This is a genomic window from Sphingobium sp. (genome assembly GCF_003248505.1).
Taxonomy (GTDB): domain Bacteria; phylum Pseudomonadota; class Alphaproteobacteria; order Sphingomonadales; family Sphingomonadaceae; genus Sphingobium.
On sequence record NZ_QFOA01000089.1, the window covers coordinates 1 to 11,170 of the forward strand.

10 protein-coding genes are annotated in these 11,170 nt (G+C 57.5%); 6 read left to right on the forward strand and 4 right to left on the reverse strand.

Annotated features, from left to right (window positions below; all coding sequences use genetic code 11):
* The coding region (locus tag DI606_RS17745; RefSeq protein WP_293985237.1) for a mannose-1-phosphate guanylyltransferase at nucleotides 1–721 on the forward strand (721 nt) is incomplete at its 5' end.
* A 49-nt stretch (nucleotides 722–770) separates the two neighbouring features.
* The gene (locus tag DI606_RS17750) at nucleotides 771–2,273 is read left to right on the forward strand and encodes a phosphomannomutase (protein ID WP_293985238.1); all 1,503 of its coding nucleotides are present in this window, start codon (nucleotides 771–773) and stop codon (nucleotides 2,271–2,273) included.
* A gap of 3 nt (nucleotides 2,274–2,276) precedes the next feature.
* Here DI606_RS17750 and DI606_RS17755 read toward each other — a convergent pair whose 3' ends face one another.
* Together DI606_RS17755 and DI606_RS17760 are read right to left on the reverse strand one after the other, a co-directional pair.
* The gene (locus DI606_RS17755) at nucleotides 2,277–3,515 is read right to left on the reverse strand and encodes a glycosyltransferase (RefSeq protein WP_293985239.1); all 1,239 of its coding nucleotides are present in this window, start codon (nucleotides 3,513–3,515) and stop codon (nucleotides 2,277–2,279) included.
* 32 nt (nucleotides 3,516–3,547) lie between these two features.
* A complete protein-coding gene (locus DI606_RS17760) occupies nucleotides 3,548–4,624 on the reverse strand; it encodes a polysaccharide biosynthesis/export family protein (RefSeq protein ID WP_367119492.1) in 1,077 nt (358 codons plus the stop codon).
* 428 nt (nucleotides 4,625–5,052) lie between these two features.
* On the opposite strand from DI606_RS17760, the gene DI606_RS17765 reads away from it, so the two are divergent.
* The 3 genes from DI606_RS17765 to DI606_RS17775 are packed head-to-tail and all read left to right on the forward strand — an operon-like array spanning nucleotide 5,053 to nucleotide 7,665.
* Complete coding sequence (locus DI606_RS17765) at nucleotides 5,053–6,204, forward strand: hypothetical protein (protein WP_293985240.1); 1,152 nt, start codon at nucleotides 5,053–5,055, stop codon at nucleotides 6,202–6,204.
* Nucleotides 6,205–6,211: 7 nt separating this feature from the next.
* On the forward strand, nucleotides 6,212–7,012 hold the full coding sequence (locus tag DI606_RS17770; RefSeq protein ID WP_293985241.1) for an ABC transporter permease: 801 nt from the start codon (nucleotides 6,212–6,214) through the stop codon (nucleotides 7,010–7,012).
* Nucleotides 7,009–7,665, forward strand: coding sequence for an ABC transporter ATP-binding protein (locus tag DI606_RS17775; protein ID WP_293985242.1), 657 nt, complete (start codon nucleotides 7,009–7,011; stop codon nucleotides 7,663–7,665). The genes DI606_RS17770 and DI606_RS17775 overlap by 4 nt, the downstream gene beginning before the upstream one ends.
* Nucleotides 7,666–7,749: 84 nt before the next feature.
* On the opposite strand, the gene DI606_RS17780 is transcribed toward DI606_RS17775, so the two are convergent.
* Both DI606_RS17780 and gmd read right to left on the reverse strand, forming a co-directional pair.
* On the reverse strand, nucleotides 7,750–8,646 hold the full coding sequence (locus DI606_RS17780; protein ID WP_293985243.1) for a GDP-mannose 4,6-dehydratase: 897 nt from the start codon (nucleotides 8,644–8,646) through the stop codon (nucleotides 7,750–7,752).
* A gap of 79 nt (nucleotides 8,647–8,725) precedes the next feature.
* Complete coding sequence (gene gmd / locus DI606_RS17785; RefSeq protein ID WP_293985244.1) at nucleotides 8,726–9,760, reverse strand: GDP-mannose 4,6-dehydratase; 1,035 nt, start codon at nucleotides 9,758–9,760, stop codon at nucleotides 8,726–8,728.
* A 54-nt stretch (nucleotides 9,761–9,814) separates the two neighbouring features.
* Between gmd and DI606_RS17790 the strand changes: the two genes are divergently transcribed.
* Entirely contained in the window at nucleotides 9,815–11,083 is a 1,269-nt protein-coding gene (locus DI606_RS17790; RefSeq protein WP_293985245.1) for a hypothetical protein, read from the forward strand.
* Nucleotides 11,084–11,170: the final 87 nt, after the last annotated feature.

Here is an 11,170-nt window from a genome sequence, read left to right on the forward strand (position 1 = left end):
CATCGCCGACCTGCCCGCCTTCCACGAAGCCATCACCCGCGCGTTGTCGTTGGTGGCCGACGGGTGGCTCGTAACCTTCGGCATTCAGCCCGATGGCCCGGAAACCGGCTATGGCTATATCAAGATGGGTTCGGCTTGCGGGACCATGGTGCATCAGGTCGAGCGCTTCGTCGAAAAGCCCGATGCCACCAATGCGCAGCGGATGCTGGATGAGGGCAATCATGCCTGGAATGCGGGGATATTCCTGTTCCGCGCCGATGCTTACCTCGCCGCAATGGAGGCGCATCAGCCTGAAATGCTGGCAGCAGTCCGCATGTCGATGGAGCAGGCCAAGCGCGATGGCGCTCATGTCTTCCCCGATGCGAAGGCCTTTTTCGACTGCCCGGCGGATTCGGTCGACTATGCGATCATGGAACGCGAGAAGCAGGTTGCCTGCGTGCCCGTGTCGATGGGCTGGTCGGATGTCGGCAGCTGGGATTCGCTTCATGCCGTCAGCGCGCGCGACACCGGCGACAATGCGGTGCGCGGCGACGCGCTGCTGCTGGGCGCAAAAAACTGCCTCGTCCACAGCGACGGGCCGCGCGTGACCTTGGTCGATGTCGACGATCTGATCGTCGTCGTGTCGCAAGGCGATGTCATGATCCTGAAACGCGGGGAATCGCAAAAGGTGCGCCAGGTCACCGATGCGCTGAAGGCGCTGGCGGAGGCCGCAACCAACTGAAGCCTTCTGCGCTTTTCAGCCTGACATCCTCTTTCGTCCCCGGAGCATCATGACCAACACCGTTTCCATTGCCGACCTCATGGCCCGGTCGGGCGTTGCCTTTGGCACCAGCGGGGCGCGGGGGCTGGTGACGGCGATGACCGATGCGGTCTGTTTCGCCTATACAAAGGCTTTCCTCCAGCATCTTAGCTCCATCGGCCAGTTCGCGCCCGGCACACATGTCGCCATCGCAGGCGATCTGCGGCCTTCCAGTCCCCGGATCATGGCGGCCTGCGCTGCGGCGATCCGACATATGGGCGGCGACGTAGACAATTGCGGCTTCGTGCCCTCGCCGGCAGTCGCAGCCTATGGCTTTGCGCGGGGCATCCCCTCGCTGATGGTGACGGGCAGCCACATTCCCGACGACCGCAACGGCATCAAGTTCAACCGCACCGATGGCGAAGTGCTCAAGAGCGACGAGCAGGGTATTCGCGCACAAAGCGTCGACCTGCCCGACATTTTCGATGACGGCGGGATGATCCGGGACGCGCAGCCGCTGCCGGAAGTGATCGACGTCGCGACCGCCTATGTCTCGCGCTATGTCGACTATTTCGGGGGCGATGCGCTCGAGGGCCTGAAGCTGGGCGTCTATCAGCATTCGGCCGTCGGGCGCGACGTTGTGACCGTGCTGGTCAAGGCGCTGGGGGCCGAGGCGGTGGCGCTGGGCCGGTCGGAAAAGTTCATTCCCGTCGATACCGAAGCGGTGCGGCCAGAAGATCAGGCGCTGGCGAAGCAATGGGCCGCCGAGCATAAGCTCGACGCGATCCTGTCGACCGATGGCGACAGCGACCGCCCGCTGCTGGCCGACGAAACGGGCGTCTGGATGCGCGGCGATGTGCTGGGGATTCTGTGCGCGCGGGCGCTCGGCATCAAGGCGGTGGCGACGCCGGTCAGCTGCAACAGCGCGGTCGAGCTGTCAGGCCTGTTCGACGCGGTGCGGCGGACGCGGATCGGGTCGCCCTTCGTGATCGAAGCGATGAACGCGCTGGCGGCTGAGGGGCAGGAGAGCGTGTGCGGTTATGAGGCCAATGGCGGTTTCCTGCTCGCGACGCCGGTGACGGTGGAAGGGCGAACGCTGGGTGCGCTGCCGACGCGGGACGCGGTGCTGCCGATCCTTGCGACGCTGGTCGATGCGCGGCGGCAGGGGGTGGCGCTTTCCGCGCTGCTGGCGCAGTTGCCTGAGCGCTATACATTCAGCGAGCGGCTGCAAAATTACCCGACCGCGCAGAGCCAGGCGCTGATCGCGCATCTGGAGGAAGGCAGCGAGACCGATATCCTGGCCCGGCTGACCGCGATGTTCGGCGGGATCGCGGGGAAGGCGGACGGGATCGACCGGACAGACGGGCTGCGCATCCACTTTGCAGGCGGTGATATCGTCCACCTGCGCCCCAGCGGCAATGCACCGGAACTGCGCTGTTATACGGAAAGCGGCACAGCTGAGCTAGCTGAGAAGCTTAACGGAGAGGCGCTGGAGATCGTGCAGCAGCAAGGGGGCAGCGCCCAGATCGCCTGACCTTCAGCCTATCGTGGTGAGCAACGTCCGGGCGGATAGCGTCCAGTTTGCGTCCGGACGGCGGACATCGATGGAACCTTCATGAATCTCGCCAATCCATTGGCGAATAGAGGCAGCGGTCTGCCGCACCGATCCATCGGTCGGGAAATAGCGGACGCCAAGTCGCTCATGAATGCGGAAGATAGGCAGATCCCGCGCGAGAACCGGCTTGCCGTAACCCAGCGCCTCGATCAATGGCAGGCCGAAGCCTTCGGCATGTGACGCGATGATCACTCCCCGGCAGGCCCGGTAAATGCGCTCTAGTTCCAGATCGCCTACATCGTCGAACCATAGCAGCTTGGCGCCATGTTCGGGATGGGCACGAATGGCGTCGCGCAATCCTTCGACCGCCCAGCCCATCCGACCGACCAACACTAGGCGCTCGTCCGACCCCTGTTTCCAAAGCTCGCTATAGGCCGTCACGATATCGGCATGACCTTTTCGCGGCTCCAGCGTTCCCACCATCAGCGAGAAAGGAGCGGTGACATCGAACCGAACCGGCGTGTCGGCGACTTCCATCGGATCGAGCAGGGATTCTCGAATATCATGCCCCATCGGCACCACGTCGGTCCGATATCCGCCATCCATACCGTATCGGTCAGCCAGCACCCGGTGCAAATCCTCTTCCGTCTGATCAGAGATGCAGAGAAAGCCTTCCGCCAGACCCACAATTGTGTCGAGCCAACCCTTGTAGCGCAGGACATTGTTGGGTGAGAACCAGTCGGACCGTTCGACCGGCAGAAGATCGCAGATCAAGAACCAGAGGCGACCACCCGCCCGTTCGAACCGGGTCAACTGGCTGCGATAGCGGCGCACTGTGTCGAGCGAAAAGTCGAGCCCTAGGAACAGGTCGCCGGGCCTAGCGGTCATTTCTTCGAGCGGCACGGCGCTTCCGCCATTGGGCCACGTCACGACATGATAGGAGCGGCGGCGGTCGGCCGCTACGAAGCGGATATCCCAGTCGGCGGGATCTGCATCGAGCAGCGCCAAAGCAAGCGCCCTGACCACGCGTTGGATACCTGTTCCTGCGTCATGCCGGCTGATGACGGCGAGGTCGACATAAAGCCGCCTTGGCCCTGTGGGGCGCCCGGACGGCACGGCGGTCAGTCTTGACCGTTGCCACCGAGCGCGCAGCTTACGGATCGGACCGGAGGTTGCCGCCTGTTCGATGCGATCAGGCAGCAGGTCCCAGAAAGGCTTCACGACACGAACACTCCAACCGCAGGCGAATGCCCTTATCTGAAAGCCGTCGCCGTCGTGGCGACCGGCAGGAAGGTGGAGAAGATCACGCTGGTAAATTTCTGGATATCGGCCAACGGTGCGTTCGAAACGTAGAGAACGTCTTTGTTCCGGATCGGAAAGCTCTGCGCGATGAAGAAGCTGGAGGGGTCCTTCATATTGATCCGGTAGATGACGGGCATCCTGCCATCGGGCGTTAACCGCGCACCTTCCCGTAGGGCGGGGTCGACGGCATTGGGGTCCTCGAAGCGGAAGATGAACACGCCCTTCACGTCGGCGCGCGAATCCTGAAGCCCCGAAATCCGCCCCAGCGCCTGCGCCAAGGTCAGCCCGGTCGCCTCAAAGGGCAACTCGTCATTCTTGCCGATCGCGCCAAGAGCGGTGAAGCTGTAGGGTTGATACAGCAGGGTCATGACATCGTCGGGTTCAAGCCGGACATTCTGACGGGGGTCGCGGATCACCGTTTCCAGCGGCAACGACGTCACCTTTGGACCGCGCGTGATCTGCACCGTCATTTTGCCGACCGGCTGCCTAACGCCACCTGCCGTCGCCAGAATGTCCAGAACGCGCTCGCCCCGCGAGGTCAGCGGAACACGCGCGCTGTTGGCAACTTCTCCGACCACTGTCACATTCGCAGCGGCATTGCGCGACAAGCGCACGATCACCTGTGGCTGATGTGCCAGGCCCGAAAGGCGGGAAGTAATGGTCTTGGCGATGGCCTGCGGCGTACGCCCCGCCGCCTGCACCCGACCGATGAAGGGAATAGTGATCTGCCCGTCACTGTCGACCATCTGCTCGGGCAGGGACGAACCACGGGCCAGCGAACCCGAACTGGTCGATCCAAGCCGCACATCGCTGCCCGAACTGCCGAACAAAGTTGCCGGCGGAGCTTCCCAGATAGCGATGTCCAGCACGTCGCCCTGGCCAATGACCGAACCGATAGGTCGTCCTTCGCCCAGATCGTCAACGAAGGAGTCATGATGCGTGTTGGCGATCATATCCCGTGTCACGCCATCGGTGACATCGATGAGTTTGATCTGTGCTGCGTCGACCGACTGGCTTCGCTCTGCCATTACGCTTCTTGTCGAAGGTCCGGACGCCGACATGATGGCGCAACCCGATAGCGTCATGGCGAGACCGACCGTTCCCGCCATTCGCACTGACATCATCTTCTTGTTCATCAAGGTCCAGCCAGATTAACTATTTCGCCCGGCGCGTTCGCGGGCGAAAGGTGCTGACCTATGGCTGAACGAAGCAAAGGGATCAAGGACACAGATACCGATCAAGATCGACTAAAAGGAAGCCGGCTGTTTTTAGCTGAAAGCAGAAATGGCACATCCTAACGATCATTCTTCCCAGATCGCGGCAAGCGATACAGACTTTTTAGTTCGCCCGCTGGACGATGCGAGTCAAGGCCGCTAGGGCCGATGGCGGTCCGTGCGCAAGCGGATGCTGGCTGGTATCAGGGTCGATAGGCTTTGTGCATGTCGCTGGCGCGAGAGTGAAAACGGGCCTTGTACATCCTCAGGAAGATCAGAAAAGCGTGCCAGATATGATTGCAGAGAGACTGAAGAAGGTCGGCCCGCTTTTCCTGTTCACGGTCATCATACCGACCCTGCTGGCGATCATCTATTTCGGCTTTATTGCGTCCGACGTCTATATTTCGGAATCCCGGTTCACCGTCCGAAGCCCCGAAAAATCGACGCCAACCGGCCTGGGTGCTTTGTTCAAAAGCTCCGGCTTCGCCAATTCCGGCGACGAAGTCTATGCAGCACAGGATTATGTGGAATCGCGCGATGCGTTGAACGCCCTCAACCGGAACCTTGCTTTTGCACGGGCATATTCCGCCCCCTCCATCTCGGTGTTCGATCGTTTCCCGGGCCTGGGAGGAGGCAAGACTTTTGAAGACCTCTATAAATATTACAAGAAGAAGGTAGAGGTTAAGTACGAAAGCTCTTCATCTATCGTGACACTCACCATGCGTGCCTATACGCCCCAGGATGCAAAGCGCTTTAACGAGCAGCTGCTCGAAATGGCCGAGGCGACCGTCAATACGATGAATGAACGCGGGCGGCAGGATCTTATCCGGTTTGCCCAGCGGGAAGTCGATGATGCAAAAGCCAATTCGCAAAAATCAGCATCGGCCCTGTCATCCTATCGTAACGCCGTTGGAATCGTAGATCCGGAGAAACAGGCAACAGTCCAAATCCAGATGATTTCTAAGTTGCAGGATGAGCTAATCGCTACCCGTACGCAGTTAACGGAAACGCGAACCGTTTCTCCTCAAAATCCTCAGATTGAAGTTTTGGCCGCCCGGGCGCAAAGCCTGAATGAGGAAATTAACAAACAACTTGGTTTGGTCGCTGGGAATAGCCAATCGCTATCTTCGCGCGCAGCGCAGTATCAGCGTGTCCTTCTTGAAAACCAGTTTGCAGAAAAGCAGTTAGCCAGCGCGATGGCGGCACTGGACGACGCCCGCAACGAAGCCAATCGCAAACAGGCTTATGTAGAACGGATCGTTCAGCCCAATTTGCCCGATGAGCCTTTGGAGCCGCGGCGTTTGCGCGGCATTATGTCTACGTTAATCCTGGGCCTGGTGGCGTGGGGGATCATCAGCATGCTCGTCGCGGGCATGCTTGAACATCGGGACTGACAAACTGGTGACGACTTCTTCCCGACTTTCAGCGCTGCGACAAAGTGCGGCAATTCAGGGGCGTGTGATCTACGCCCTGCTGATGCGCGAGATACTGACCCGGTATGGGCGGCATAATATCGGCTTTCTCTGGCTGTTCGTCGAGCCGATGCTGTTCACTACCGGGGTGACAATCCTGTGGACCTTATCCAAGTCCGCCCACGGATCTTCGTTGCCGATCGTCGCTTTCGCCCTCACAGGCTATTCCAGCGTTCTGCTGTGGCGTAACATGCCAGCCCGCTGCATTGGTGCCATCGAGCCCAATCTCGCCCTCATGTATCATCGCAATGTCAAGGCGATCGATATCTTCCTGGCAAGGCTTTTGCTTGAGGCAGGAGGCGCCACGATCTCTTTTGTGACCCTCAGCGTGTTCTATATCTATATTGGTTGGCTGGAACCGCCGGAGGATATTCTCACCGTAGTGGGAGGGTGGTTGTTACTGGCATGGTTCGGTGCGAGCCTGGCCATGCTATTAGGCGCGCTGAGCGAAAAAAGCGAGTTGGTCGAACGCTTCTGGCATCCAGGATCCTACATCATGTTTCCTCTTTCGGGTGCGGCTTTCACCGTCGATGCATTGCCGTCCGCAGCACAAAAATTCATGCTCTACGTTCCGATGGTGAATGGCGTCGAACTGGTGCGCGAAGGTTATTTCGGAGATCAGGTCAAAGCGCACTATGATGTCACCTATCTTCTATGCTGGTGTATCGGACTTACGCTACTTGCCCTTGCGCAGGTTGCCATGATTGATCGAGGAATTACGCCAGAGTGATCACAGTCGAAAACCTGTGCAAGGTCTACCCGACACGCTCGGGCGATCGTACCGTGTTGAACGATATCAGTTTTACACTCAGCCGTGGTGAAAAGCTGGGTGTGTTGGGACGCAACGGTGCAGGCAAGTCGACGCTTGTCCGCCTTGTGAGCGGTGCCGAGCAGCCGACTTCTGGAAAAATCACCCGCGACATGTCGGTGTCGTGGCCGCTCGCCTTTGGCGGCGCCTTTCAGGGTGCCTTGACGGGGCTGGACAATGTTCGCTTCATCAGCCGGATTTATAAGCAGGACTATAAACGAAACATCGATTTCGTGGCTGATTTCACCCAGCTTGGGCTCTATCTCAAAGAGCCTGTCAAGACATACTCTCAAGGTATGCGAGCGCGTCTGGCTTTCGCGATATCGATGATCATCGAATTCGACTGCTACCTGATCGATGAGATCAGTGCAGTGGGCGATGCGCGTTTTCATGAGAAATGCGAACTGGAATTGTTCGAAAAGCGCCATGACCGCGCGATGCTCATCATCTCCCATGATATCGCTTATGTGCGGGATCATTGCTCGCACTTTGCGGTGCTTCACGAAGGCAACATCCGCTTTTATTCAAACTTCGATGAGGCTCAGGAGCATCATATGCAGAACCTGCATAGCTAAGAAAGCGGCAACTGCTCAACTTTAGAAATCATTCACTCTAGACGGGCCGGACGCTGGCATATTCAGGCGCCCGGTCGGCGGCCTTTATTGCTCAAGCATCCACGCCAACGTATCACGCAAAGTATAGGCCGGCTTGGCAGATGAGAGAGCCTCTATCTTTGACCGGTCGCCCCAAAGCATCTTGACCTCGTTTTTGCGAACGAACGCTGGATTGACCGAAACTTTGAAGTCATGCCCCGAAATGTCCTTGATCAACGCGATAACGTCCCCGAGAGAATGCGGCGTTCCCGAGCAAATATTAAAAACCTGCCCTGCTACATTAGGAGTCGACATCAAGGTAGCATAAGCGGAAACGACATCGCGCACATCCGAGAAGTCTCGTTCAACCTCGAGATTTCCAAGCTCTATTTCTATTGCCTTACGTAATACGTGATCGATGATCTTAGGTATCACGAAATCAATAGATTGACCGACGCCCGTATAGTTGAACGGACGTACTATGATGATCGGTAGCTTTTCTTGATAAAGCTTGGCGACATATTCCATCGATACCTTGCTGACGGCATAATCGTTGACAGGATCTGGATCGATCAATTCATCGATTGCACCGCTTACCCGATTTCCGTAGATATTCGCGCTGCTCGCTAGAAGCACGGCATCAATGCCCTTAATATCGACCAAGGCGTCAAGTAGATTGCGCGTGCCTACTATGTTCGTGCGATAGATATCTTCGACGATACCGTGCGATACGAAGGCTATGGCAGCAAGGTGTGCGACTTTTTCGGGCAGAATTTCATTGATGATCTTCTTCAGGCCCAAAGCATCGAGCAGATCGCAAACATAGGCTTCCTTCAGCCCTTCGACCGGCCGTACGATTGCGCTGTGGCATATACCATAAACTTCATGCCCCTGGGCCGCCAGTAGCGCCGTCAGATGGCGACCGGTAAAGCCGTCCACGCCGGTAATCAAAATTCTGCTCATCAATCCTCACCGTTGCTGTTTGGCTCACGGCTTGGCAGCATTGATGCTGCCAAGCCGCTCTTTCCAATCCCTGAGGAGTTCAGAAGGATGCGTTCACGCCGTTGCGAACGAGGTCTGCATCCACCATCATCTTGCACAGTTGCTCAAGGGTGGTTTCCGGCTTCCAGCCCAGCTTTTGCGTTGCTTTCTCCGGGTTTCCAATCAGAAGATCGACTTCCGCCGGACGATAGAAGCGGGGATTAACGCGCATCACTGTCTTGCCAGTGGCGGTATCGACGGCAATTTCTTTTTCTTCCTTGCCGGAAAACTCGACATCGATATCGGCCGCCTTGAATGCCATCTGCACGAAATCGCGAACGGTTTCGGTTCTGTTGGTGGCCAGAACGTACGTATCGGCTTCATCCGCCTGCAACATGCGCCACATGCCCTCGACATATTCCTTTGCAAAGCCCCAGTCACGCTTGGGATCAAGGTTGCCTAGTTCAAGGCAATCCAGCTTGCCCAGCTTCACCTTCGCAACGCTGTCAGTGATCTTGCGCGTGACGAACTCTCTGCCGCGCAGCGGGCTTTCATGGTTGAACAAAATGCCGCTGCAGCCGAAGATGTCGTAACTTTCACGATAATTCACCGTGATCCAATGCGCATAAAGTTTCGCAACGCCATAAGGGCTGCGTGGATAGAAAGGAGTATCCTCAACCTGCGGCACGGCCTGAACCTTGCCGAACATTTCCGATGTACTGGCCTGATAGAAGCGGATCTTAGGGTTGACGATACGGATCGCTTCCAGAAGATTAAGTGGTCCAATGCCCGTGATTTCCGCGGTCGTCGCTGGCTGATCGAAAGATACGCCGACGAAACTTTGCGCCGCGAGGTTGTAGACTTCCGTGGCCTCGGTGGTTTGAAGCAGGCGGATGCTGGACGAAAGATCGGTCAAATCATATTCGACGAGAAAAAGGTTCGGGTCGTTGGCGATGCCCAATTCTTCAATCCGCCAGAAGTTTACCGAACTGGTCCGGCGGTATGTGCCATATACCTTATAACCCTTTTTCAACAGGAGCTCAGCAAGATATGCCCCGTCTTGACCAGAAATCCCAGTTACCACCGCCGTTTTCATATATTCCCTCTTCAAAGGTGCCCAATAATAATAAAGAAAGCTATTTCAGGGCAGATGAAATATCTGCGCCCTCACATCTCCAGGAAACGGGTATTTTTGCGGCGCACCATGGCTTTGGGAACTTGCGGCGTCAATCGATTTGGAAAAGCGATGTCGACAAAGCTACTGGACCTGGCGGGACGCGCCCTCAGTCGGCGATCAGTCTATAATATAATGTCAAAAATTTATCGCCCTCATATACATGGTCTGATGGGACTGCGATTCGACAAGCGAACCCACCCATACGGAGTCCGAGAACCAAGAATCCGCCTTAAAAACGCCCTTGTTTCTTTTCTGGCCGGCCTAATCTCCTATTTCTGGCTCGCCGGGCCGGTACAAGCCATGCCGACATTAGACGATCTGTGGTCGGGCAAAGCGCATCTTGAGCAGGTCGGCAAGCTCGACTGGCAGAATATGCCTGACCAACATTCCGAATCGGCAGGATGGTTTGCGGTTCGAAAGGGGGTCTGGTATGTCTTCAACCGGGCATATCTGAACCGGAAGGTTGATTATTGTCCTCTGGATTATGCCCGCATCGTTGTGCGCCAAAGCCGCGATCAGGGAAAAAGCTGGTCCAAGCCTATCGTGGCCGTCGAGCCTGGAGACAGCCCTGGCGGCGACGACTGCAATGCGCTCGACGGCAGCACATATTTCGATCAAGCCACACATACATGGCACATCCTGTCGCAATGCCTCACCAGGAACGAGGCAAGCCACTGGTCCTTGTGCCACTATAGCCGCCGCGGCGCCTTGCCAATGGGCAGGTTCGTGGCAGACAAGGCCAATCCGGTGGTCCGGGGCGGCGCGCTATGGTCGCGCATTTGTGCGGGCAAGGACAAAGCCTGCCCGGTTGCGACGCAGGATGAAGGAACGCCCGAAATCATCGGCAAATATCGCGGTTCCTACATCGTCACATTCCATGGCTGGTCGCCGCAATTAGGTCACGGCTATCGCGGTGTCGCGATGACGAAAGATTTCAGAAGCTGGACGACAAACGGGCCGAACCTGCCTGGAGACGCCATGTTCAGCGCGAAGGACTGCCGCGACTGGCTGAAAGGCTGTATCGGCATGGGGGCGGCGTCAACCTATCTGGGCAGCAGATACGCCTATGTCATAGGGGAGGTCATGGACAAAAATCTGTCCTGCCAGAAGGGCCAGAATTGGGTTTTCGAACTGATCCGGGTGCCGCGCGGACCGTGGCCGCGGTCAGGCTCCGGCACGTGGCAGAAGCTTCCGGGACCCGCCCTTCTTACGCCCACCTGGCGTGATCCAGACCCAACTTGAACAGTGCTTTTGGAAAAGGCATTTTTGTTCAATGACATGCACGCACCGGCGCGAGTGTTACCACTACATTTTTGGGTTTGGTTGAGC